This window comes from Sphingomonas pseudosanguinis, assembly GCF_052056765.1.
GTDB classification, from domain to species: Bacteria; Pseudomonadota; Alphaproteobacteria; order Sphingomonadales; family Sphingomonadaceae; genus Sphingomonas; species Sphingomonas pseudosanguinis.
Genome location: NZ_CP189888.1, coordinates 2,900,235 through 2,924,269, shown reverse-complemented (window position 1 = coordinate 2,924,269; position 24,035 = coordinate 2,900,235). Strand labels below are relative to the sequence as shown.

The 24,035-nt window shown below is 69.1% G+C and carries 24 protein-coding genes and 1 tRNA gene; 21 read left to right on the top strand and 4 right to left on the bottom strand.

Annotated features, from left to right (window positions below; all coding sequences use genetic code 11):
* Positions 1–14 precede the first annotated feature (14 nt).
* The gene (locus ACQHGV_RS13235) at positions 15–1,403 is read right to left on the bottom strand and encodes an MFS transporter (RefSeq protein WP_440978536.1); all 1,389 of its coding nucleotides are present in this window, start codon (positions 1,401–1,403) and stop codon (positions 15–17) included.
* Positions 1,404–1,420: 17 nt separating this feature from the next.
* Positions 1,421–3,472, bottom strand: a complete 2,052-nt coding sequence (locus tag ACQHGV_RS13230; RefSeq protein ID WP_440978535.1) for a glycoside hydrolase family 31 protein — start codon at positions 3,470–3,472, stop codon at positions 1,421–1,423.
* A gap of 123 nt (positions 3,473–3,595) precedes the next feature.
* Between ACQHGV_RS13230 and ACQHGV_RS13225 the strand changes: the two genes are divergently transcribed.
* Positions 3,596–4,657 (top strand): substrate-binding domain-containing protein, encoded by a 1,062-nt coding sequence (locus ACQHGV_RS13225; RefSeq protein ID WP_440978534.1) that lies wholly within the window; start codon positions 3,596–3,598, stop codon positions 4,655–4,657.
* 276 nt (positions 4,658–4,933) lie between these two features.
* Complete coding sequence (locus tag ACQHGV_RS13220) at positions 4,934–6,811, top strand: beta-L-arabinofuranosidase domain-containing protein (protein ID WP_440978533.1); 1,878 nt, start codon at positions 4,934–4,936, stop codon at positions 6,809–6,811.
* A gap of 435 nt (positions 6,812–7,246) precedes the next feature.
* On the opposite strand, the gene ACQHGV_RS13215 is transcribed toward ACQHGV_RS13220, so the two are convergent.
* Positions 7,247–7,322, bottom strand: a tRNA-Val gene (locus tag ACQHGV_RS13215).
* A 187-nt stretch (positions 7,323–7,509) separates the two neighbouring features.
* On the opposite strand from ACQHGV_RS13215, the gene ACQHGV_RS13210 reads away from it, so the two are divergent.
* The 19 genes from ACQHGV_RS13210 to ACQHGV_RS13120 all read left to right on the top strand — a co-directional run bounded on the left by ACQHGV_RS13210 (position 7,510) and on the right by ACQHGV_RS13120 (position 23,168).
* Positions 7,510–7,983: a hypothetical protein gene (locus ACQHGV_RS13210; protein WP_440978532.1), complete on the top strand. Its 474-nt coding sequence runs from the start codon at positions 7,510–7,512 to the stop codon at positions 7,981–7,983.
* Positions 7,983–9,293, top strand: coding sequence for a DNA-packaging protein (locus ACQHGV_RS13205; RefSeq protein WP_440978531.1), 1,311 nt, complete (start codon positions 7,983–7,985; stop codon positions 9,291–9,293). The genes ACQHGV_RS13210 and ACQHGV_RS13205 overlap by 1 nt, the downstream gene beginning before the upstream one ends.
* 151 nt (positions 9,294–9,444) lie before the next feature.
* On the top strand, positions 9,445–10,548 hold the full coding sequence (locus tag ACQHGV_RS13200; RefSeq protein WP_440978530.1) for a phage portal protein: 1,104 nt from the start codon (positions 9,445–9,447) through the stop codon (positions 10,546–10,548).
* Positions 10,545–10,865, top strand: a complete 321-nt coding sequence (locus tag ACQHGV_RS13195; RefSeq protein WP_183950168.1) for a DUF6127 family protein — start codon at positions 10,545–10,547, stop codon at positions 10,863–10,865. The genes ACQHGV_RS13200 and ACQHGV_RS13195 overlap by 4 nt, the downstream gene beginning before the upstream one ends.
* Entirely contained in the window at positions 10,862–11,242 is a 381-nt protein-coding gene (locus ACQHGV_RS13190) for an HK97 family phage prohead protease (protein WP_440978529.1), read from the top strand. Before ACQHGV_RS13195 ends, ACQHGV_RS13190 begins: the two co-directional genes overlap by 4 nt.
* A gap of 1 nt (position 11,243) precedes the next feature.
* A complete protein-coding gene (locus ACQHGV_RS13185) occupies positions 11,244–12,242 on the top strand; it encodes a phage major capsid protein (RefSeq protein ID WP_440978528.1) in 999 nt (332 codons plus the stop codon).
* Between the two features lie 219 nt (positions 12,243–12,461).
* Entirely contained in the window at positions 12,462–12,935 is a 474-nt protein-coding gene (locus ACQHGV_RS13180) for a hypothetical protein (RefSeq protein WP_440978527.1), read from the top strand.
* Complete coding sequence (gp17, locus tag ACQHGV_RS13175; protein ID WP_440978526.1) at positions 12,932–13,321, top strand: tail completion protein gp17; 390 nt, start codon at positions 12,932–12,934, stop codon at positions 13,319–13,321. Before ACQHGV_RS13180 ends, gp17 begins: the two co-directional genes overlap by 4 nt.
* A 12-nt stretch (positions 13,322–13,333) precedes the next feature.
* A complete protein-coding gene (locus ACQHGV_RS13170; protein WP_440978525.1) occupies positions 13,334–13,741 on the top strand; it encodes a phage major tail protein, TP901-1 family in 408 nt (135 codons plus the stop codon).
* Entirely contained in the window at positions 13,738–14,046 is a 309-nt protein-coding gene (locus ACQHGV_RS13165; RefSeq protein WP_440978524.1) for a gene transfer agent family protein, read from the top strand. Before ACQHGV_RS13170 ends, ACQHGV_RS13165 begins: the two co-directional genes overlap by 4 nt.
* Positions 14,043–14,240, top strand: coding sequence for a phage tail assembly chaperone (locus ACQHGV_RS13160; protein WP_183950174.1), 198 nt, complete (start codon positions 14,043–14,045; stop codon positions 14,238–14,240). The genes ACQHGV_RS13165 and ACQHGV_RS13160 overlap by 4 nt, the downstream gene beginning before the upstream one ends.
* Positions 14,233–14,772, top strand: a complete 540-nt coding sequence (locus ACQHGV_RS13155; RefSeq protein ID WP_440978523.1) for a tail tape measure protein — start codon at positions 14,233–14,235, stop codon at positions 14,770–14,772. Before ACQHGV_RS13160 ends, ACQHGV_RS13155 begins: the two co-directional genes overlap by 8 nt.
* A gap of 171 nt (positions 14,773–14,943) precedes the next feature.
* Positions 14,944–17,217: a DUF2460 domain-containing protein gene (locus ACQHGV_RS13150; RefSeq protein ID WP_440978522.1), complete on the top strand. Its 2,274-nt coding sequence runs from the start codon at positions 14,944–14,946 to the stop codon at positions 17,215–17,217.
* Complete coding sequence (locus ACQHGV_RS13145; RefSeq protein ID WP_440978521.1) at positions 17,214–18,020, top strand: DUF2163 domain-containing protein; 807 nt, start codon at positions 17,214–17,216, stop codon at positions 18,018–18,020. The genes ACQHGV_RS13150 and ACQHGV_RS13145 overlap by 4 nt, the downstream gene beginning before the upstream one ends.
* Positions 18,017–18,385 (top strand): peptidoglycan endopeptidase, encoded by a 369-nt coding sequence (locus tag ACQHGV_RS13140; RefSeq protein ID WP_440978520.1) that lies wholly within the window; start codon positions 18,017–18,019, stop codon positions 18,383–18,385. The genes ACQHGV_RS13145 and ACQHGV_RS13140 overlap by 4 nt, the downstream gene beginning before the upstream one ends.
* Entirely contained in the window at positions 18,385–20,517 is a 2,133-nt protein-coding gene (locus ACQHGV_RS13135) for a phage tail protein (protein WP_440978519.1), read from the top strand. Before ACQHGV_RS13140 ends, ACQHGV_RS13135 begins: the two co-directional genes overlap by 1 nt.
* Positions 20,514–21,017, top strand: a complete 504-nt coding sequence (locus ACQHGV_RS13130) for a DUF2793 domain-containing protein (protein WP_440978518.1) — start codon at positions 20,514–20,516, stop codon at positions 21,015–21,017. Before ACQHGV_RS13135 ends, ACQHGV_RS13130 begins: the two co-directional genes overlap by 4 nt.
* A 116-nt stretch (positions 21,018–21,133) precedes the next feature.
* Entirely contained in the window at positions 21,134–22,261 is a 1,128-nt protein-coding gene (locus tag ACQHGV_RS13125) for an OmpA family protein (RefSeq protein ID WP_440980211.1), read from the top strand.
* Between the two features lie 328 nt (positions 22,262–22,589).
* The gene (locus ACQHGV_RS13120; protein ID WP_440978517.1) at positions 22,590–23,168 is read left to right on the top strand and encodes a PilZ domain-containing protein; all 579 of its coding nucleotides are present in this window, start codon (positions 22,590–22,592) and stop codon (positions 23,166–23,168) included.
* Positions 23,169–23,211: 43 nt separating this feature from the next.
* Here the strand turns inward: ACQHGV_RS13120 and ygfZ are convergent, their stop codons facing one another.
* Positions 23,212–23,991 (bottom strand): CAF17-like 4Fe-4S cluster assembly/insertion protein YgfZ, encoded by a 780-nt coding sequence (ygfZ, locus tag ACQHGV_RS13115; protein WP_440978516.1) that lies wholly within the window; start codon positions 23,989–23,991, stop codon positions 23,212–23,214.
* Between the last annotated feature and the right edge of the window lie 44 nt (positions 23,992–24,035).

The window sequence follows — 24,035 nt, the reverse complement described above, 5'->3', positions numbered from 1 at the left end:
TTTCGTTGAGGGGGTCACTGGCCGCGCTCGGCGGTCATGCGCGCGATCGTCGCGCCGTTCAGGATCAGGCGAGCCGCGGTGATCGCCAGCGCCAGGTGCATCAGGCCGGGGATGATCGTCGACAGCGCACGGATACCGGCCAGCGACGTCGGAGTCTGGTTGCCGGCACCGGCCTTGTAGGAGACGATCACCAGCACCCCACTGATCAACACGCCGGCTAGCGCCCAGGCGAGCTTCACGAAGAACTGGTTGAAGGCGAAGCTCATGCCCGAGGATCGCATCCCCAGCTTCCATTCGCCATATTGGTCGGCCAGCTGGATCAGGGTGAAGTGGAGCGGCAGCGTACAGCCCAGCACGATGCAGCATAAGCCGACCAGCGCCAGCCACAGTATCGGATAACCGCCCGGCACGAAGAAGGCGGCGAAATGCCCGGCGACCAGGATCAGGTTCACCCAGACATAGACGGTCTTCACGTCGAAGCGCCGGGTGAAGAAGGGGACGATCACCGAGCCCAGAAAGCCGCCGGCGGTCGCGGTGCCGAAGAACAGCGCCTGATAGGTCGCGTCGCCGCCCAGCACATAGGTGATGAAATAGAGCGCCGCGCCGCCCTTGGTATTGAAGATGCCGATCAGCAGCAGCGTCATGATGAAGGTCAGCCGCAGCTGATCGTTCTTCAACGTGGTGGCGACCGCGACCTTCAGCGGCACCTCGGCGGAATCGGCGGCGACCACGCGCTCGCGGACGAACAGGAAGCAGATCAGGAACATCGCCACCGCCGCCAGGCTGAGGATCGCCACCCCGTCGCGATAGCCGCGCGCGATGTCGCCGCCGCCCAGTTCGCGCACCATGATCGGCAGGCCGACCGACACGCAGAACGACGCGATCGCGACCAGCGCGAAGCGTACCGACTGGCACGCCACGCCCTCGCGCGCGCTGTCGGTCATGCGGGTGATCAGCGCACAATAGGGCACGTTGTTGAGCGAATAGGAGAAGGCGAGTAGGAAATAGGTCACCGCCGCATAGGCGACCTTGCCGTTATAGCCGAGGTCGGGCGACTGGAAGGTCAGGAAACAGCTGAGCCCCACCGGAATCGCGGTCCACAGCAGATAGGGGCGGAACCGCCCCCAGCGGGTCGAGGTGCGGTCCGCCATGATGCCGATCAGCGGGTCTGAGATCGCGTCGAAGATGCGCAGCGACAGGAACAGGATGCCGACGATCCCCGGCGCCAGTCCGAAGACGTCGGTGTAATAGAAGGTCAGGAAATTGGCGATCAGCCCGGTGACGATCGTGCCCCCGGCATCGCCCAGGCCGTAGCAGATTTTTTCGAAGAACGGGATGTGCGGGTCCGCCGTGCCGATCCGATCCGTATCCCCCGCTCCCGGGGCCGCTGCGATAGCTGTCATGACATCCACCCCCCTTGTCAGTCGATCCGGTCGAACGCCGCTTCGACCGCGGCCCCGGCGCGGACGAACACCGGCAGGCGATCGAGCGGTGCGTCGCACCAGATCTGGCATCCCCCCGCGACCGCCTCGCCCGTCCAGGCATCACGCCATTGCCCGGCGGGCAGATAGACGTCGCGCTCCGACTGGCCGGCGGTCGTCACCGGCGCGACCAGCAGGTCGGGGCCGAACATATATTGGTCGTCCAGCCGCCAGCATTCCGGATCGTCGGGATGGTCGTAGAACATCGGCCGCATCAGCGGATCGCCCGTCTCATGCGCCGCACGCATCAGGCCCGCGACATAGGGGCGCAGCCGTTCGCGCAGCGCCGCGTACCGACGCAGCACGTCGAACACCGGCGCGCCAAAGCTCCACAGTTCGTTGCCGGCCCCCGTATCGCATTGCGCGACGCCGTCGCGGAACGGCTCGGCCGGCGGGGTGATCGGATCGCGGTGGCCGTGCATGCGCAGCACGGGGGTGAAGACGGCCCATTGGAACCAGCGGATCATCAGTTCGTGAAAGCCCGGGTCCTCGACATGGCCGCCATGGAAGCCGCCAATGTCGGTCGTCCACCACGGGATGCCCGCCATTCCCATGTTCAACCCGGCGCTCAGCTGGTTGCGCATCGCCTCGAACGAGGAATGGATGTCGCCCGACCAGACGAGCGCGCCGTAACGCTGGCTGCCCGCCCAGGCGCAGCGAACCAGGCTGACGATCTCGCTTTCCCCCTCGGCGCGCAGCCCGTCGTAAAAGGCCTGCGCATAGTGCAGCGGATAGGCGTTGCCGATCTCCAGCACCGGGCCGGCATGATAGCGGTAATTGTCGAAGTCATAGGCGCTATATTCCGGCTCGGCCTCGTCCAGCCAGAACATCGCCACGCCCTGATCGCGGTAATTGCGCTTTGCCGTGTCCCACAGGAATGCGCGCGCGCCGGGGTGGGTGGTGTCGATGAAGCGCGTATTGCCCAGAAATTCCTGCTGCACATCCAGCCCGCGATTGGCGCGGACCAGATAGCCCTTCTCTGCCATCGTCGCGTAATTCTCCGATCGCGGATCGACCGTGGGCCAGACCGAGACGAGCAGTTCGGTGCCCATCGCCTTCAACTCGGCGGTCATCGCCGCCGGGTCGGGCCATTCGCGCGGGTCGAACCGCCAGTCGCCCTGGACCGGCCAGTGGAAGAAGTCGGCGACGATCACCGCCAGCGGGATGCCCCGCGCATGATAATCGCGCGCCACCGCCAGCAGCTCGTCTTGCGTGCGATAGCGCAGCTTGCTCTGCCACAGGCCCAGCGCATAGTCGGGCATCATCGGCACGGTGCCGGTCACCGCCGCATAGTTGCGCACGATTGCGGCGGGCGTGTCGGCGGCGGTGATCCAGTAATCGATCTCGCGTGCGGCCTGCGCGGTCCAGATCGTGCCGTTGGCGGCGAAATGTGCCTCGCCTACCGCCGGCATGTTCCAGAGGAAGCCATAGCCTTCGCTCGACACGACGAAGGGGACGCTCGCCTGCGAATTGCGCTGCGCCAGTTCCAGCGTGCAGCCGGCGAGATCGAGATTGGGCTGTTGATACTGGCCCATGCCATAGAGGCGCTCGCCCGGCTTCGCCTCGAACCGGACGGCGATTCGCGCGGCGCCGCCGGGCAGCGGCTTGAACTCGCGCCCCGACAGGCCGAGCGCGCTGATCATCCGCACGTCCTTGGTGCCGACCGTCCAGAATTTGGACGTCGTATCGCGCTGCCGCCACTTCTCCTCCAGCAGCAGCGTGCCGTCCGCATTCAGGAAGCGGACCCGGCCCTGAAGGTCGACCTCGGCGGTGATCCGGCCATTGGTGATGCGCGCGGTCGCGCCGTCGCGGGTGACGATCGGTGCCGCGCCATCCGTGCCGTCGTCGAGCAGCGCGCCGGGCCGGGCCGGCTCGGGCGCGAAGGGCGAGGCACGCAGGCGCAGGCCGTCGCGGCCATGCGCCACGATCCGCAGCCACGCCCCGTCATAGGCCCAGGCGATGGCGCGATCCTCAAGCGCGAGCGTGTCCAAGCGGCCAGTCCTCCCCGGGCCGTTCTTTGGCGGCCGTAAACGTTTCCGCATTTGTCATGCAATTGGACTGATCTGTCAACAGTCCCTCTTGTGCGAACCAAAATGTATCGCGATCACGGGGACATGGACATCCGTACCCTCGCCCGGCATCTGGGTCTCTCGATCGGCACCGTGTCGCGTGCGCTGAACGACCGCAAGGACGTCAGCCCCGAGACGCGCAAACGCGTGATCGCGGCGGCGGCGACGCATGGCTATATCCCCAACCAGTCGGGGCGGACGCTGCGCAGCGGGCGGACGGGGACGATCGGCTTCATGCTGACCCTCGAGCATGACAGCGCGATTCACGGCGACCCCTTCTTCATGGCGCTGTTGGAGGGATTGCAGAACGGGTTGAGCGAGCATGACCTCGACCTCGTCGTCCTGCTGGCGCGAAAGGGCGAGGATGGGCTGACGTTCCTGCGACGCCATGTCGCGCGCGGCACCGTCGATGGCTGGGTGTTGTCGGGCACGCATCAGGCCGATCCGCGAATCGACTTCCTGCTCGATCGCGCCATCCCGTTCGTCGCGCTGGGGCGGACGGCGACGGCGCGCGACTATGCCTGGATCGATCTGGACTTCGAAGGGGTGGTGACCCAGGCCATGGCGCTGCTCACCGATGCCGGGCACCACCGGATCGGTCTGGTCGCGCCGCCGGTGACGATCAACAACAGCCATATCGTCGTCGAACGCTACCGTACCGCGCTGTCGCGTGCGGGCCTGCCCTTCGACCCCATGCTGGTCCATCATGGCGAGACGGACGAGAACGATGGCGAGGCGACGGCGCGCGAGCTGATGACGCTGTCCGACCGGCCGACCGCGCTGCTGCTGATGGGCGAGACCGCGCCGGTGGGGGCGTATCGCGCGCTGCGCGGCATGGGGCTGGAGCCGGGGCGCGATGTCGCAGTGATCGGCCTGCGCGACAATCCGGCCTGCCGCGCGCTGTCGCCCGACTTGACCTGCTTCACACTGAATCTCGACGAACTGGGCCTCGCGTTGGCGCAGGCGGTGGTCAGCCTGCTCCCCGGCCATCGGCGGCCGGCGGAGCCGCTGGTCCAATCGCTATGGGTCATGGACCTGCGGCTGGGGCAGAGCCATGCGGTCGTGGCGGGGGCACCGTTGGAGCGGGGGCTTACCGCCGCAGAGTGACATAACAGTCAGACAAATCATAAGTTGGTGCGGTACGGGCCTGATGAGCCGATCCGCCGGACGATTGATCCAGGCGACGTCGGCTTCTTAAAAATACAGTTAAAGACAACGAGCTAGCACGACGTGCGCGCGCCGGATCACGAAAGCGGTTGCTGATCGGGGTGCGAAGTCGCTACGCAAGGGCAAAAGATAAATAGTCGGAGAAGAACGGTGCGCTCATGCTGCCCTGCCTCGCTGTCGCGTCGCGACGTCCTTGCCACCGCCAGCGTGGGGGCCATGGCGACAGGCCTTGGCGGCGCGATGCCGGCCAGCGCCTGGGTTGCCCCGCAAGCGGCCACGCAGCCGCCTGCCACCGTCGTCCAGCCCTTCGACATGGCCGATGTGACGCTGGGCGACAGCCCCTTCCTGCATGCGCAGAAGATGACCGAGGCGTATCTGATGCGCCTGCAGCCCGACCGGCTGCTCGCCAATTTCCGTACCAATGCCGGGCTGAAGCCCAAGGCGCCCGTCTATGGCGGTTGGGAATCGGAGGCGCAATGGGCCGACATCAACTGCCATGGCCATACGCTGGGCCATTATCTGTCCGCCTGCGCGCTCGCGTACCGCGCGACCAAGGACAAGCGCTATCGCCAGCGCATCGACTATATCGCGAACGAGCTGGCGGCGTGCCAGAAGGCATCGGGCAGCGGCCTGGTCTGCGCCTTCCCCAAGGGGCCGGCCCTGGTCGCGGCGCATCTGCGCGGCGAGCCGATCACCGGCGTGCCCTGGTACACGCTGCACAAGGTCTATGCGGGTCTTCGCGACGCGGCGCTGCTGGCGGACAGCGAGCCGTCGCGCGCGGTGCTGATCCGGCTGGCCGATTGGGGCGTTGTCGCCACCCGGCCGCTGTCGGACGACCAGTTCGAAAAGATGCTGGAAACCGAATATGGCGGCATGAACGAGATCTATGCCGATCTGTATTTCATGACCGGCAATGCCGACTATCGCCGGCTCGCCGAGCGCTTCTCGCAAAAGGCGGTGATGAACCCGCTGGTGCAGGGGCGCGACTATCTCGACGGCATGCACGCCAATACGCAGATTCCGAAGATCATCGGGTTCCAGCGCGTGTTCGAGGCGAATGGCGACGCCAAATATCACGACGCCGCCGCCTTTTTCTGGCGCACGGTCGCGCATACCCGCGCCTTCGCGACCGGCGGCCACGGCGACAACGAGCATTTCTTCGCGATGGCCGATTTTGACAAGCACGTCTTCTCGGCCAAGGGATCGGAGACCTGCTGTCAGCACAATATGCTGAAGCTGACCCGCGCGCTGTTCCTGCGCGATCCGCGCGCCGAATATGCCGATTACTATGAGCGGACGCTCTATAACGGCATCCTCGCGTCGCAGGACCCGGATTCGGGCATGGCGACCTATTTCCAGGGCGCACGGCCCGGCTACATGAAGCTCTATCACACGCCCGAGGACAGCTTCTGGTGCTGCACCGGCACGGGGATGGAAAATCATGTGAAGTATCGCGACTCGATCTACTTCCATGACGATCGTGCGCTCTATGTGAACCTGTTCATCCCCTCGACCGTGACCTGGGCCGACAAGGGCGCGGTGCTGACCCAGGCGACCAGCTTTCCGGAGGCGGCGAACACCCGGTTCCGCTGGCAGTTGCGCCAGCCGACCGAGTTGACGCTGAAGCTGCGCCATCCAAAGTGGAGCCCGACCGCGACCCTGCTGGTCAACGGTGCGGAAGTGTCGCGCTCGGACAATCCCGGCAGCTATGCCGAACTGACCCGGACCTGGAAGACCGGCGACACGGTGGAGCTGCGCCTGGTCATGCAGCCCGCCGCCGAAAGCGCGCCCGCCGCGCCGGAGATCGTCGCCTTCACCTATGGCCCGCTCGTGCTGGCGGGTGCGCTGGGCCGCGACGGGCTGGCGCCGGGGGCGGACATCATCGTCAGCGAGCGCAAATACGGCGAGTATAATGACACCCCGTTCCAGGCGCCGACGCTGTCGGGTGAGCCGGATGCTCTGGCGAATAAGATCCGCGCGACGGGCAAGCCGCTGGAATTCACGCTCTCGGCGGCGGACGGCCAGCCGGTGCGACTGGTCCCATACCACCGCATCGCGCATGAGCGGTATGCGACGTATTGGAAGCTGGCCTGAATCTAAGCTCAACGACCGCGGCGAAGGCCGGGGTCCAGTTGCCACGTCGTCGAGACCGACGGCACAATAGGATTTGTTCGCGCGGAGGCGCGGAGGACGCAGAGAGCATGTCCGATCGGCTGCGGCACGGCGTCATCAACACATGGCGGAGAGAGGCATAGAGCGGGATGACATGAGATGAAATCGTCATTGCGAGCGTAGCGAAGCAATCCAGTGTCCGGGCAATATGCTCTGGATTGCTTCGCTACGCTCGCAATGACGTTGTGGGTCACATCGGCGTCGTCGCGTTCCAGAGCCGTCACGGACGATACATCTCCGCGTCCTCCGCGCCTCCGCGCGAACAAACTCTCTTTCGACGCATCAGCGCTCCGCCGACCGCTGACAACTGGGCCCCGGCCTCCGCCGGGGAGGTGTTCTTGAGTGAATGTCGGAAAATGGTGGGCGATGACGGGCTCGAACCGCCGACATTCTCGGTGTAAACGAGACGCTCTACCAACTGAGCTAATCGCCCCCTCTCGGGAAGCCATGCCTAATGCCGATGCGCTTGGCGTCTGGCAAGCCGCTTTTATGCGGCCAACCTATCTGGTTCGTTTGTTGGATACAAACCCCACTGCAGACGGTACATAACAGGAACATCGAGAGGTGGATGCGACCGGGGGAGCGGTCGGGTTCGCGCTCGATGCTTCGGGGGAGTGGGAATGGCCGGAACGGGGGAGGGCGCGCGATGGACGCTGGCGCGGCGACGGCAATTCCTGGCGGCGCTGGCGGTCAGCGCCGATGCGGGGGCGGCGGCACGGGCGGTGGGAGAGACGCTGCGGGCCGCGCGCGCCTTGCGGGCACGCGACCGGGCCTTTGGCGAGGCCTGGGACGCGGCGATCGGCGCGGCACATGCGCTGGTCGAGGAAGGGCTGTTGCGCCGGATGCTCGCCCTGTTGGCCGGGGAGCAGGAGGGGGGAGAGGTCGGTGCGGGGACCACCGGCCTCTCCATCACCCCGCCGCTCTCGGCCACCGAAGTGCAATTCTATCTGAAGCTGCTCGCCCGTCGCGATGCGCTGGCCAAGGCCGGTGGCGGCGTAAGCGAGGCGGCGCGGGTCGATGCGGCCGAGACCGATGCGGCGCTGGAACGCGCGCTTGATGGCCTGGCGCGGCGGCGGTTGAAGGGGATGGCGTGATGGCGGGACAGGATGCGGCAACGCGGCTCGCCACGCTGGCGATGCTGGAACCGGGCGCGCGCGAACAGGCGCTGGCCGCGCTGACGGCGGCGCAAAAGCGCGAGCTGGTCGAGCGATGGGAATTATGGGCGCATGACGGACAGATCGCGCCGCCGGGCGACTGGCGGGTCTGGCTGATCCGGGCAGGGCGTGGCTTCGGCAAGACGCGCGCAGGCGCGGAATGGGTGAGTGCGCTCGCCCGCGACAATCCGGCGGCGCGGATCGCGCTGATGGGCGCGACCTGGCGCGATGTCGAGCGGGTGATGGTGCGCGGCGAAAGCGGGCTGCTGGCGGTGGCGCGCAAAGGCGAGACGCCCAAGTGGATCGGTAGCTTGGGGCAGCTGCATTTCGCGTCCGGCGCGATCGGCTTCGCCTATTCGGCCGCCGCGCCCGAGGCGTTGCGCGGGCCGCAGCATCATGCCGCCTGGTGCGACGAACTGGGCAAATGGAAGGGGGAGGCCGGATGGGACAATCTGATGATGACGCTCCGGCTGGGCGAACGGCCGCGCGTGCTGGTCACGACCACGCCGCGCGCGACCCCCTTGATGCGCAAGGTCATGGCGCTGCCCGATTGCGTCGAGACGATCGGGCGGACCAGCGACAATGCGCATCTGCCCGACAGTTTTCAGGACGCGATGCTGGCGCAATATGGCGACACGCGGCTGGGGCGGCAGGAACTGGACGGCGAGATGGTCGACGACCGCGAGGGGGCCTTGTGGACCCGCGCTTTGCTCGACCGGCAGCGGGCGAAGACGGTGCCCGCGCTCGACCGGGTGGTGGTCGGCGTCGACCCGCCCGCGACCAGCAGCGGCGATGCCTGCGGGATCGTCGCGGTCGGGCTGGGGCGCGACGGCCATGGCTATGTATTGGAGGACGCCAGCGAGGCGGGGCTGTCGCCGGAGGGCTGGGCGGCGCGGGTGGCGGGCTGTGCCCGGCGCAACCGCGCGGACCGGGTGGTGGCGGAGCGCAACCAGGGCGGGGACATGGTCGAAAGCGTGCTGCGGCTGGCCGACCCGACCCTGCCGGTGCATCTGGTCTATGCCTCGATCGGCAAAGCGGCGCGGGCGGAGCCGGTGTCCTTTCTCTATGCGCAGGGGCGGGTGTGGCATTCTCGGGGGTTCCCGGCGCTGGAGGACGAACTCTGCTGGCTGGGGGTGGCGGGGGCCTATGACGGGCCGGGCCGCTCGCCGGATCGCGCCGATGCGCTGGTCTGGGCGCTGACCGAGCTGATGCTGTCCGGGCGGGGCCCGCCGGGGATACGGAATTTGTGAACTGATCCTCCCCGCTCGCGGGGAGGGGGACCGCCGCGCAGCGGGGGTGGAGGGGGATCGCCGCTGGGCGAGTCCCGTGTGGAAGCCCCCCTCCGTCAGCGCTGCGCGCTGCCACCTCCCCGTGCCGGGGAGGAGCTAGAGGAGTTCGATCATGAGGATGTTCGGTCGCAAGACCGGGCGGGGGGCGGCGCGTCCTCTGCTCGGGCTGGGGTTGGCGCGGTCTGGGGTGCCTTTGACGGGGGCCGCCCCTTCCTATGAAACGCAGGTGCGCGAGGGGTATCTGCGCAACCCGGTGGCGCAGCGGGCGGTGCGGATGGTCGCGGGTGGCCTTGCCGACGCGCCGTTGATCGCCTCGCACCCCGAGCTGATCGCGCTGGTCGCGGCGCGCAGCGAGGGGCAGGCGCTGCTGGAGACCGTAGCGACGCATATGCTGTTGCACGGCAATGCCTATGTGCAGGTGCTGCGCGACGCCGATGGCAATGTGGCGGAGCTGTTCGCGCTACGCCCCGAACGGGTCACGATGGAGCTGGACGCGAGCGGCTGGCCCGCCGCGTACCTCTACCGCGCGGGCGGTCGCGTGACGACTTTGCCGGTCGATCCGGTGAGGCCGTCGGTCGTGCACCTGAAGAGCTGCCATCCGCTCGACGATCATTATGGTCTTGGCTGTCTGGGCGCGGCGGCGGGTGCCATCGCGATCCACAATGCGGCGGCGGTCTGGAACCGCGCGCTGCTCGACAATGCGGCGCGGCCTTCGGGGGCTTTGGTCTATGATCCGGGTGACGGCTCGACGCTGACGCCCGACCAGTTCGAGCGGCTGCGCGCCGAGATGGAGGGCTTTGCAGGCAGCGGCAATGCGGGACGTCCGCTGCTGCTGGAAGGCGGGCTGAAATGGCAGGCGATGAGCCTGACGCCCGCCGAACTCGACTTCATCGCGGCGAAGGCGTCGGCGGCGCGCGAGATCGCGCTGGCCTTCGGTGTGCCGCCGATGCTGCTCGGCCTGCCGGGTGACAATACCTATGCCAATTACCGCGAGGCCAATCGCGCGCTCTGGCGACAGGCGATCCTGCCGCTGGCGGGGGGTATCCTCGGTGGCCTGGCGCAGGGGCTGGCGGGCTGGTTCGAGGGGGCGAGCCTGTCGGTCGACGTCAACCGCGTCACCGCGCTGGCCGAGGAACGCCAGATGCTGTGGGCCATGGCGGCGAGCGCCGACTTTCTCGATTCGGCGGAGAAGCGCGCCATGGTCGGCCTGGCATGAGCGGGCCCCAGCTCGACACCAACGTTCTGGCGCGGCTGCTGGCGCAGGCGGCGGACAGCGGCGCGGATCTCGTGACGCTGCGCGCGGTCGCCGAGGAGGCGGGTGAGCTGGGCGCGACGCGGGCGCTCACCCGGCTGGGCCTGTCGGATGCCGATGCCGCCGAGGATGTCGCCGAACTGCGCGAGCTGTTGTCGGCGTGGCGCGAGGCCAAGTCGTCGGTGTGGAAAAGCGCGGTCGGCTGGCTGACCCGGCTGCTCGGCGCGCTGCTGCTGGCGGGAATCGCGATGCGGCTGGGGATGGAGGACTGGCTGAAATGAGCCTGACCTTCACCGGCTATGCCGCGATCTGGGACCGGATGGACCGGGCGGGCGACGTCATGCGGCGCGGGGCCTTTGTGGGGGCGGGCGATGTGCCGCTCCTCTGGCAGCATCGCGGTGGCCCGATGGGGCGGATCGCGACCTTGACCGAGGACGACAGGGGCCTGTCGGTCGAGGGGCGGGTCGACGACCCCGCACTCGCCGCGCTGGTTCGCGCAGGCGCGGTCGCCGGGCTGTCGGTCGGGTATCGGCCGCGCGTCGTCCATCAGGGGGCGGCCCGCGCGATCCTGTCGGCCGAGCTTCTGGAGATCAGCCTGGTGACGGTGCCGATGCAGCCGCTCGCCCGCGTAACTCATGTTTTGACCAAGGGGGACTGATATGGACGTGATCGAACGACCCGTGCTGGACGGCGCGCGGACGACGACGAACGGCGCTTTCGACGGCTATGTGCGCAGCGGCACCACCGTCGAACTGAAGGCCTTTACCGGCACCACCGGCGACAGCGGCGGTTTCGCCGTGCCGCGCGAGATCGATGCGGCGATCGCCTCGGTCCTGAAATCCATCTCGCCGATCCGCAGCATCGCCAACGTCGTGACGGTCGGCTCGGCGGGCTATCGCAAGCTGGTGACCACCGGCGGCACGCCCTCGGGCTGGGCGAGCGAGACGGCGGCCCGGCCCGAGACGGCGACGCCCAGCTTCGTCGAACTCGCGCCGCCGATGGGCGAGCTCTACGCCAATCCGTCCGCCAGCCAGGCGATGCTCGACGATGCGGCGTTCGACGTCGAGGGCTGGCTGGCCGGCGAGATCGCCACCGAGTTCGCGCGTGCCGAGGGGCAGGCGTTCGTCGCCGGCTCGGGCGTCAATCGGCCCAAGGGGTTTCTGACCAACCCGGTCTCGGCCGCCAGGGACGGGGTGCGCCCCTTCGGCACGCTGCAATATCTGGCGAGCGGCGCGGCGGGCGCGTTCGGGGCGAACGCCGACGAGCGGCTGGTCGATCTGGTCCAGTCGCTGCGTGCGCCCTATCGCCAGGGGGCGTGCTTCGTGATGAACGCCGCGACCTCGGCGCGCATCCGCAAGATGAAGTCGGCGGACGGCCAGTTTCTCTGGGCACCGGGTCTGGTCGCGGGACAGCCCGCCACGCTGCTCGGCTATCCGGTGGTCGAGGCGGAGGACATGCCCGACATCGCCGCCGACGCCCCCGCCATCGCCTTCGGCAATTTCCAGGCGGGCTATCTGATCACCGAGCGCGCCGAGACCGCGATCCTGCGCGATCCGTACAGCAACAAGCCGTTCGTGACCTTCTACGCCACGCGCCGCGTCGGCGGCTGCGTCAGCGATTCGGAGGCGATCAAGCTGATGAAGTTCGCGGCGAACTGAAGGTCCTGAAAAGTCGGGGCAGCCCTTCGCAGGCTGCCCCGTAGTTCAGGGAGGATGCCGGACCCGGCCGGGGGGCGCGGGGTCGGCATGGCCGGTGCCCAGGGGGGGCGGGCAGCGGCTGATCCCGTCTCTGCGCCCCGAGTGTGACGCCCGTGTGTCGGACCTGTCGCAACCTGTATCGGTGAAGGAGAATTCATGATGAGCGGGACGAGGGAGCCCATGCCGCCCGCGACCGTCGCAGGCGCGACCGGCGCGGTGCGCGCACTGTTGCGGCTGGAGGAGGGGAATGAGGCGGCGCTGGTCGCGCAGGTGGCTGGCGTCGCGCTGGGACTGGCCGAGGCCTTTTGTGGGCAGATGCTGATCGAGCGGGCGGTCGAAGAGACCGTGGCCGGCTCGGTCGCGTGGCAACCGCTGTCGGCGATGCCGGTGCGCGCGATCCTGTCGGGTGGCGAAGGGGCGGTGGACCGTGACGGGCGTGGCTGGCTGCGTACCGGCGACGCGCTGACCGTGCGCTACCGCGCGGGACTGGCGATGGACTGGGCGGGCCTGCCGCCAGAGATCGCGCATGGCGTGGCGATCATGGGCGCGCATCTGTTCGACAATCGCGATGCCGCCGCCGTACCGCCCGCCGCCGTCGCCGCCTTGTGGCGGCCCTGGCGGCGGATGCGCCTCGATATGGCCAAGCGGGCATGACCGCGCGCGAGGCCCTGCGGGCGGGGCTGATGGCCGGATTGCGCACGACCCTGCAGCCGCTGGGCGTGACGGTGTTCGACGCCGTGCCGGTGCGCGCGAGCGTGCCGCAGGCGGTGCTGGGCGAGCCGGGCGACAGCGACTGGGGCGCGGCGGGGATCGAGGGGCGCGAACTGCGCGTGACCGTGAGCTTGAGCGACGAGGGGGAACAGCCCCGGCGGCTGCGCGCCTGTGTCCAGGCGGTCGAGGCGATCAGGCTGCCGGAGGTGCTGGCCGATGGCTGGCGGGTCGCGGGGCTGAGCGTGATCGCGACGCGCATGGCGAAGACGGGCGCGCGCTGGACCGCGAGCGTCGAATGGCGCGCCCGGCTGTGGCGCGTGGGACAATAGGGGGAAGCAAACATGGCAATCGAAAAGGGAAGCGCCTTTCTGCTCAAGGTCGGCGACGGGGCCGAGCCGCCCGCCTTCGCGACGATGGCGGGGCTGCGCACCACGCAGCTGTCGATCAATGGTGAGACGGTGGTGGTGACCAACAAGGATTCGGGCGGCTGGCGCGAACTCTTGTCGGGCGCGGGTGTGCGGCATGTCAGCGTGGCCGGCGCGGGCGTCTTCACCGGATCGGCGGCCGAGGCGCGGATGCGCGGCCATGCGCTGGCGGGCACGATCGAGACCTATCGGCTGAGCTTCGAGAGCGGTGGGTCGATGACCGGGCGGTTCCTGGTCACGCGGCTGGATTATAGCGGCGATTTCGGCGGCGAGCGGACCTATACGCTGGCGCTGGAAAGCTCCGGCGCGGTGGTGTCGGCATGAGCGCGAATCCGGTGCGCGGCGAGGCGGCCTTGCGGGTCGGGGGTGCCGAACTGGTCGTGCGGCCGAGCTTCCAGGCGCTGGTCGCGGCGGAGGGCGAACTGGGGCCGTTGTTCGAACTGGTCGAGCGGGCGGGCGAGGGCAAACTCTCGCTGGCCGAAGCGGCGGCGCTGATCTGGCACTGCCTGCGCGAGGTGCCGGAGGGGCTGAGCCGCGAGCAGCTGGGCGAGGCGCTGGTCGAATTGGGGCTGGCGGCGCTGGCGCCCGTGCTGCGCCAATTGCTGCGCCAGATACTGGGCGGCCAATGACCTTCGCCGAGGAAGCGGGGCGGCTGGCGGGGATGGCGGGGGCGATGCTGGGCTGGTCGCCCGACCGCTTCTGGCGTGCCACCCCCGCCGAACTTCGGGGAATCGTGACGGCGATGACGGGTGGAGACGGCGGCAGCGAACCGCCTTCGTCCGCCACGCTCGCCCGGTTGCGGGAGATGTATCCGGATGGATGAGCAGGATGTCGCGCCGCGTATCGATATGCGCGGCTTCACCGCCGACATGGCGGCAATGCGCGCCGAATTGTCGCGCGGGCTGGGCGATGCCGCCGAACTGGGCGCACGTTCGGTCGAGGGCGCGCTGCTGCGCGCGGCGCGGACCGGCAAGTTCGGTTTCGAGGAACTGAAGGCGACCGCTTTGTCGGTGCTCGATCAGATCGCGCGGGCCGCGCTGCGGCAGGGCGTCGGGGCGGTCGGCGGCGGATCGGGGTTTGCCGGGTTGCTCGGCAGGCTGGTATCGGGCCTGCCCGGTCGCGCAACCGGGGGACCGGTATCGCCCGATCGTCCCTATCTGGTCGGCGAGCGTGGGCCGGAGGTCTTCGTGCCGACCAGCAGCGGGCGGGTCGAGACGCTGCGCGCCGGGGGGGCTCCGCGCGAGGTGCGGGTGGCGATCACGATCAATGCCGGGGCGGGCGAGGCGGGCGGCGTGCTGCAACGCTCCAGCCGCCAGGTCGCACGCGCGGTGCGTGCGGCGCTGGCCGAGGATTGAGGGCGCGGGGGGCCTTGCCCCTCCACCACGTCCTGCGGACGCGGTCCCCCTCCCCATCAGAGATGGGGGGGATTTGAAGGACCCATTCCTCCCCAAGCTCGGCTTGGGGAGGGGGACCGCCGCGAAGCGGTGGTGGAGGGGCGGCAGCCTCGCAGTTTGGGAGACGAACCCATGCCATGGTGTCTGCACGAGCAGCGTTGCGACCAGCGGAGCGACGTGTTGTCGCGCTTCGATCCGCGATACTGGACGGTCGATTTCCCGCGCCCGATGATGGCGTCCGTCGTCGCGACCGCGCCTGACGCCTTGCGCGTCGATACGGTCTTCTATCGCACCGACGATCTGGCGGGGCTGATCTGGGAGTCCGCCGACCGGCACGACCATGTTCTGCTGCGCTACGACACGGCGCGCGACTATCGGGACTGTCGGTTGCGGTTCCGCTGGCGCTCGGGCGGGATCAAGCCGCTCGATGCGCGGCACGGCCCGACGCTGACCATCGAGGGACGGGACGAGAGCGGCAAGGCCCGGGCATGGTATGTTCGGTTGTGGAACTATGCGAGCGGTACGCCGGAGGATGCCGAGGTCGCGATCGACTTCGCCGACCTGGCCGGCGGGTTCCGCTTTCCCGAGGATCGCGATCCCGTCTGGGCGGGCAATGTCGACCGGATGTTCGTCTCGCTGGTCGCGCCCGATTATGACGCGGGTGCGGGTTTCCTGACGCAGCCGCAGGAGGGTTGGGTCGAACTGACCGGCATCGCCTGCGACGGTCCCGGCGCAGTGATCGGGATCGGCGCGGCGGTGTTGCCCGAACAGGGGTTCCGGATCGCCAGCGGCTATGACGACAGCTATCACCTGACGCCGCAGCGTCTGCTGCGCAACATGCTGCATCTCGGCTACCGTGACGCCATCGTCCATTATGTCGGGATGAGCCATTATTTCCGGCTCGAGCGCAGTGGCGAGGGGCTGTACGCCAGCCTGAACGGCGGGGTGCTGAACGTCGCCTGTGCGGTTTGGCATCGCGCCTTCGCGGGCGAGGCGAAGGCGTTGGGCTACGATCTGATCTGGTCGCTGTCCTACGAGCTGTTCGACGCGCATTGCTGGGGTGACTGGAAACAGCGCTCGGCGGACGGCGCGCCGGCATTGACCGGCTGGGAGCCGCCCTCGACGCTGCTCAGTCCCGCGCATGGCGGCGCGATGGCCTATCTGCAGGCGGTGGCGCGCGCGTTTCTGGCGATCGGACAGGCCACGGGCTTGGCCCCGACATTCCAGGTCGGCGAGCCATGGTGGTGGGTGCGCCCATCGGACGGCGCGCCGTGCCTCTATGACGCGGCGGCGGTGGCGGCGTTCGCGCCGGTGCCGATGGCGAGCATCGCGGGCGCGAAAAGCCAGGCGCAGCGCGACACGCTCGACCGGGCGGGGGCGTGTCTCGCGGCCTCGACGGCGGCCTTGTGCGCGGCGGCGCGGGCGGCGGCACCGGGCTGCGTCACGCATCTGCTGACCTATCTGCCGACCGTGCTCGACCCTCATGCGCCCGAGGCCAAACGCGCCAACATGCCGGTCGGCTGGGCCAGTCCGGCCTTCGATGTGCTGCAACTGGAGGATTATGACTGGGTGACGGCGGGCGACACCGCCTCGACCCGCAAGGGCATCGCGCTGGCCGAGGCGCGGCTGGGCTATCCGCCCGAGCGGCAACATTATTTTTCGGGCTTCGTGCTGCGCGGCGACCAGCGCGGGCAATGGCGCTGGATCGCCGATGCCGCGCGGGTCGCGCGTGCGCGGGGCGTCGCCGCGACCTTCCTGTGGGCGATGCCGCAGGTGATGCGCGACGGGTTCGTCTGTTGGGATGGGGGAGAGGACGCGGTGCAGGCTTTCGACGATGTGCTGTTCCCGCTGGCGCTGGGGCGCGAGGCGGAGGTGACGCCCGGTTTCTCCACCGCGATCCTGACCGGCGCGGGCGGGCGCGAGGCGCGCAATGCTGCCTGGGCGGAGGCACGCACGACCTATGATGTCGGCCCCGGCATCCGTTCGGCGGCGGACATCGCGGCATTGCTGTCCTTCTTTCGCGCACGGCTGGGGCCGGCGCGCGGGTTCCGGCTGCGCGATCCGTTCGACAGCATCGGCACCGACGAGGCGATCGGCACTGGCGACGGCACCACCCGCCGCTTCGCGCTGGTCCGCCATTATGGCGATCAGGCCCGGCGGATCACCCGGCCGGTGGCGGGCAGCGTCTCGGTCACGGTGGCGGGGCGGAGCGTGACCGGCTTCGTCGTCGAACCCGGTGGCTGGCTGCTGCTCGATCCCGCGCCCGCCGATGGTGCCGGCATCACCGCCAGCTTCACCTTCGACGTGCCCGTCCGCTTCGCCGAGGACCGGCTGAGCGTGACGCTGGCGGGGTTCCAGGCGGGGGCCGCCGCGTCCGTGCCGCTGGTTGAGGTGCGCGAGGCATGAGCGGCGACACGCTGACCGGCTGGGTGTTATGCTGGCGGATCGACCGGCGCGACGGGGTGACGATCGGGCTGACCGGGCATGACCATGATCTGTGGATCGACGGCCTCCACTATCGCGCCGCACCCGGCCTGACGCCCAGCGCGATTCTGCGCGGCGATGGCCTCGACGCCGATCTGATGGAGGCCTCGGGCGCGCTGACGAGCGAGGCGATCGGTGAGCATGACCTGCTCGGCGGGCGCTGGGACGGCGCGCGGGTGTCGGCGTTCGCGGTCGACTGGGCGGACAGAACGGCGTCGGTGCCGCTGGGCGAAGGTACGATCGGCGCGGTGCAGCTGGGCGAGGGCGGCTTCAGTGCCGAGCTGCGCGGGATCGGCGCGTCGCTCGACCGGCCGGTGGCGGAGGAGACTTCGCCCGATTGCCGCGCAACGCTGGGCGACCGGCGTTGCCGCGTGGCGATGGCGGGGCGACGGCGGTTCGCGCGCGTGACGGGGTGGGACGACGCGGTGATGCTGACCCTCGATACCGCAGAGCCGAGCGCCAATGCCTATGGTCAGGGCCGCCTGGTCTGGTTCGGCGGGGCCAATGCCGGGCTGGAGACGGTGATCGCGCGGTCGGAAGGCAAGGAGGTCTGGCTGTCCGCCGCGCCGTCCTTCGCGATCGAGGGGCAGCCGCTGATCGAATTGGTCGAGGGCTGCGACAAGCGTCTGCACACCTGCCTGTCGCGCTTCGGCAATGTCGTGAATTTCCGGGGCGAGCCGTTCCTGCCTGGCATCGACCTGCTCACTCGCTATCCCGGCGCATGAGTGCGGTGGAGGCGGCGGCGCGGGCGCTGGTCGGCACGCGGTTCCGGCTGCACGGGCGCGACCCCGCGCACGGGCTGGACTGTGTCGGGCTGGTCGCGGCGGCGACGGGGCGGGGCGCGCCGACCGGCTATGGCTGGCGCAGCGGGGATGCGCGGCGGGTGGCGGCGCTGCTCGACGCGGCGTTCGCGCGCGGCGGGGATGCGCCGGGCGCGGTGCTGTTGCTGCGCGCCGGGCCGGAGCAGCTGCATCTGGCGATCCGGGTGAGCGATGGGATCGTCCATGCCGATGCGGGGCTGCGCCGTGTCGTCTGGCGGCCGGGCGCGCCGCCCTGGCCGGTGCTGGGATATTGGAAGGGGGAGGGGTGATGGCGACCTTGGTCTTGGGGACGGTGGGCCGTGCGCTGCTAGGCCCGGTGGGCGGCGCGATCGGGGCGTTGATCGGCAACCGGGTCGATCATGCGGTGCTGGGCACGCCCCGCCGGCAAGGCCCGCGCCTGGCCGAGCTGTCGGTGCAGACTTCCACCTATGGCACGCAGATGCCCGCGATCTTCGGCACGATGCGCGTCGCCGGGCCGGTGATCTGGGCGACCGATCTGATCGAGGCGCGGGGGACGACCGGCGGGGGCAAGGGGCGGCCGGGCACCGAAAGCTATAGCTATTCGGCCAATTTCGCGGTCGCCTTGTCGGGGCGGGCGATCCTGCGGGTGGGGCGGATCTGGGCCGATGGCCGGCTGCTGCGCGGCGCGGCGGGCGACTTCAAGGTGGCGACGGGGTTCCGCCTGCATCCGGGCACCGAGGATCAGGCGGTCGATCCGCTGATCGCCTCGGTCGAGGGGCCGCGCGCCTCGGCCTTTCGGGGCATCGCCTATGCGGTGTTCGAGGGGCTGGCGCTGGCCGAATTCGGCAATCGCATCCCGCAACTGACCTTCGAGGTGGAGGCCGATGCCGGCCCCCTGTCGTGCGAGGCCATCGCACAGAGCCTGTCGTCCAGCGTGCGGCCGGGCGATGGCGGGACCATGGTCGCGGGCTTTGCGGCGAGCGGGGGCAGTGCGCGCGCGGTCCTGGCGATGCTGGCCGATATGAGTGGTGGGCAATGGGTGGCCGAGGGCGATGGCCTTCGCCTGTCGGTGCCGCCGGGTGAGGCGGCCGCGCGCATGATCAGGGACGAGGGGATGGCTGCGCAAGGAGCCGGCCGTCGCGGCCAGCGGGCGATCGTGGCCGATGCCAGCCTGCCCGCCAGCGTGACGATCGCCCATTACGACCCGGCCCGTGATTACCAGATCGGGATGCAGCGCGCGTCGCGGCCCGGTGGTGTGCGCGACGAGCGGCGTGATCTGGCGGCGGCGCTCGATGCGACGACCGCGCGGACGATGGCACAGGACGGGCTGGCGCGGCTGGCGGCCGAGCGGGTGCGGCGCACCGTGACGCTGGGGCCGGACGCGCTGGCCATCGCACCGGGCACTGTCGTCGCGATCGACGGCGAGCCGGGGCGCTGGCGCGTGATCGAGGCCGCCTGGGAAGCGATGGCGGTGCGGCTGACCTGCGTGCCCATCGGCCATGCCGGGCCGATCCAGCCCGCTTCGCCCGGCCGGATCGCGCGCGACGACGACCGGACGGTCGGCGCGACCCGTCTGATCGCCTTCGAGCTGCCCCCGCTCGACGATCAGCCGCTGGCCGGTCCCCGCCTGTCCGTCGTCGCGGCCGGTGGTCCGGGATGGCGACAGGCCGGCCTGTCCTACAGCCTGGATGACGGCGCGAGCTGGATCGCCCTGGCCGGGACGGCGATGCCCGGCCTGATCGGTCGCCTGGTGTCGGCTGTCCCCGGCGGGGGTGCCGCGCTGCTCGATCGGCGCGGGGCCTTGGTCGTGGCGCTGGCCGGGGATCTCGCCGATGCGGATGCGGCGGCGATCGACGCGGGCGGCAATCTGGCGTGGCTGGGCGGCGAGCTGCTCCAGTTCGGGCGCGCCGAGCCCTTGGGGGACGGCCATTGGCGGCTCACCCGATTGCGGCGCGGCCTGCGCGGGACCGAGGCGATGATCGGTGGCGCGAAACCGGGCGACCCCTTCGTCCTGATCGACGCGGTCAGCATGCGATTGGTCGACCTGCCCCCGACCATGGTCGGCCGGACAGTGCGCGTCCTGGCACATGGCGTGGGCGACGGGATCGACGGGGTGCAGACGCTCGCGGCGGTGACCGGCCAGTCGGTGCGACCGCCGGCACCGGTGCACTGGCGTTGCGTGCGCGGCACGGATGGCCGGGTCACCATCGGCTGGACCCGGCGCAGCCGGATCGGCTGGCGCTGGATTGACCGGGTCGACACGCCGCTGGGCGAGGAGGCGGAACGCTACCGGCTGACCATCGGCGCGCGGGAAGAAGAAGTGTCGGTGCCCGGCTGGACCGGCGCGGCACCCGACGGGACCCGCGTGACGGTGCGACAGATCGGCACCTGGGCGGAATCGCCGCCGCTGGTCGGGATCATTGGGGGAGAGATGGAATGACCGATGCGACGCCGCGCTGGCGGCTGCCGTTCCTGGCGGCCGGACAGGCGCAAAAGGAATTGACTCATAACGAGGCGCTGATGCTGCTCGACCTGTTGTCGAACCCTTGTGTCGAGGCGGTGGGGGTGAACGCGCCCCCCGCCGACCCGACGCCGGGGCAATGCTGGATCGTCGGGGACGATCCGATGGGGGCGTGGGGCGGGCAGGCACGGACGCTCGCCGCATGGACCGATGGCGGGTGGCGGTTCCTGTCGCCGCATGCCGGGCTGAGCGTGTGGAGCCGGGCGGATCGCTATCGCTGCCACTGGGACGGCGATGGGTGGCGACGGGGTTTGGTTCCGGCCCTAGCTATTCATATCGACGGAAAAAAAGTTGTTGGCGCGCAACAACCCGCCGTGGCGATCGGTGGCGGCGGTCAAGTCATTGATTCCGAAGCGCGTTTGGCGCTCAAGGCGGTGATAGGGGCGCTGCAGGCGCATGGTTTGCTGGCGTCGGGGTAGGCCGAAATCTGTGCTCTTAATGCAACACTGGCGGGCTTTTGTTTCCTTGCGTGGAAACCAACGCTCCGATAGTGGGTTTGCGCTGTCCGTAGTGACAACCAAGAAAGGGGACTATGATGCGGAAGATTGCCATTGTTCTGGCACTCGCCTCCACCGCTCTGGCTTCGCCTGCCCTCGCCCGCGACAAGTCGTGGTACGTCGGCATCGAAGGCGGCGGGATGATCGTCGAAGACATCGATTATGATGTCGTCGGCACCAACCGCACTGGCGTTGCCAGCGTCGATCACGACTATGGCTACGACGTCGACGCCGTGATGGGTTATGACTTCGGTGGTTTCCGTCTGGAGACCGAAGTCGGCTACCGCCGCGCTACCGTTGACGGCTTCAGCTCGACCACGCTGACCAACACCGGCATCGGTGCTGGCACCGTTCCGGCCGGCAACTACGACTATGCCGGTGGCTCGACCTCGGCGCTCAGCTTCATGCTGAACGGCCTGCTCGACTTCGGTGCCGATGACGGCATCCAGGGCTTCGTCGGCGGCGGTGTCGGTGTGGCTCGCGTCAAGGCGAACTATGCCCTCAACAACCGTGCGGACTTCCTGAACGACTCGGACACCGTGTTCGCGTGGCAGGCTCTGGCGGGCATCCGTGCTCCGCTGACCGACCACATCGACGCGACGCTGAAGTATCGCTTCTTCAACGCCGAGAACGTCAAGCTGGTCGACGTCGCGAACAACACGTTCGACGGCCGCTTCCGTTCGCACTCGATCCTGGGTGGCGTGGCGTACAACTTCGGCGAACCGGCAGCTCCGCCGCCGCCGCCCCCGCCCCCGCCGCCCCCGCCGCCTCCTCCCCCGCCCCCGCCGCCGGCTCCCGAGCCTGTGGTCTGCTCGCCGGGTCCGTTCATTGTCTTCTTCGAGTGGGACAAGTCGGACATCACCCCGGAAGCAGCGTCGATCCTCGACAACGCGATCACCCAGTACCAGAGCTGCGGCAATGCCCGCGTGATGGTTGCCGGCTTCACCGATACCTCGGGTACGCCGCGCTACAACCAGGGTCTGTCGCAGCGTCGTGCCGACGCGGTGAAGGCGTACATGACGTCGCGTTCGATCCCGGATGGCTCGATCACGACCGAAGCGTTCGGCGAGCAGCGCGACAAGCTGCGCGTTCAGACCGCGGACGGCGTCCGCGAGGTCCAGAACCGTCGCGTCGAAATCACCTACGGTCCGGGCGCTGGCCAGTAAGCCACGCTCAGCCAAGGCTGATTGTAGAAAGAGGGAGGTCGGCGAAAGCCGGCCTCCCTTTTTTGTGCGAATTCCGGGCGGAAAGGCGTGGCCGCTACACAGGCTCTGCCAAGGGCGCTATCACCGATATTTCGGCTGATCCGGCCGCTTCGACCCCTGCTCCTGACGGAATGGCATCCAGATCGCGGTCGCCTTCTGTCGAGGCGGGCTCCCGATCGCAGCCCATGCATGCGCTCGATGTTATGCGGCTCTACCTCGCACCCGTGATTCATCTTTTATTGGCGGCTTGTCCGATATGGGCATGAGGCTTGGGCACAGGGAGAGTCGGATGCCACTTGCAACGCAGTACTTCAAAGCGCGCGAAGCGCGGCGGCAAGTGCTGATCGCCTGCCGGATGAAGTCGGCCACGGGATGGGGGGATGTGTGCATCCACAACATCTCGTCGCGCGGGATGATGATCGCCTCCGATGCCGCGCTTTTCCCCGGTGCCTATATCGAGATCCGACGCGGTCAGCAGACGGTGATCGGGCGCGTCGTCTGGCAGCGCGAACGGTTTTCCGGCGTGCGCACCCAGGATGCCATCGACATCGACGCCCTGTTGCGCGAACCGCGTCTGCAACAGGCGCCCTTACAAGGAAGCGGTGGCGATCGCCGCCGCGACGCGGATCGCCAGCCTTTGCCCAAGCCCGCCAACGACCGGATTGCGATCGAGATCGATGCGGCCCGACGGATCGAACGCAGCCAGGCGATTTCCAGCCGGCTGCAGTTCAGCGCGCTGTGCCTGTTCGGACTGGTCGCGGCGATCGCCATCGCCATGCAGGTGGCGCAGATGCTGGGTAATCCGGCGCAGCGACTGGACGCCGCCCTGTCGATGGACAAGCCTGAGGCCGCCGCGCTGGTGAACTGACCCGGACAGACCAGGCGCCGGCGCATCGAAAGGCCGGCCCGGCTTATTCCGACTCGGGTGCCTGAAGCGCCTGTTCCAGCCATGCCGGCCGCAGCGCATCGCCCAATGCCTCGACCCGGCGATGTTCGACCATCAGCCCCAGCGCGGGATAGCGCGCGCGTGTCCGATCGCCCGCCTCGGCCAGCGGAGCCACCACGAGCCGCCGGTTGACCTTCGAGCGGTGATGCATCCGCGCCGTATTCTCCTGCCCGACATAGCAGCCCTTGGTGAAGCTGACCCCGTTCAGCTCGCGCGCATTGCACTCCAGCCACAGCGTCTCGCCCGACCCCAGTTCGCTCACGCCCTCGGTCACGCCCAGCGACAGACGATGCGCGGTCCAATCGGTCGTCACCTCTCCGGCCGGGGCCAGCCAGCGCTTGCCCAACGCCGCCAGGCGCGGATCGTCGGGCCGTCCCTCCGCCGTCCGACTCCAATGCACCGCCAAATCCGCGACCGGATCGATCGTGATCGCGCGGCGCAGGCGATAGATGGCCAGCCGCCGCGCCAGCCCCTCTGCCTGGGTCGCCTCGGCATCGATCAGCACCGCATCGCCGTCCGCCCACAGGATGAAGTCGAACAGCGCCTTGCCCTGCGGAGTGAGCAGCCCGGCCCAGCGCGGATGGTCCGGCGCCAGCCCGATCACGTCCTGCGTCACCAGACCCTGCAGAAAGCCACGCACATCCTCGCCCGCGACGCGGATCAGGCGGCGGTCGGGCAGGGTGGTGGCGCCCAGGGTCGTGCCGGACATGATGCCGGGCTGCGTCGTCGGGGTGGTATCGGTCATGCCGGCAAGGTAGGAGGGCGCGACCCCATGCGAAAGGCCCGTTT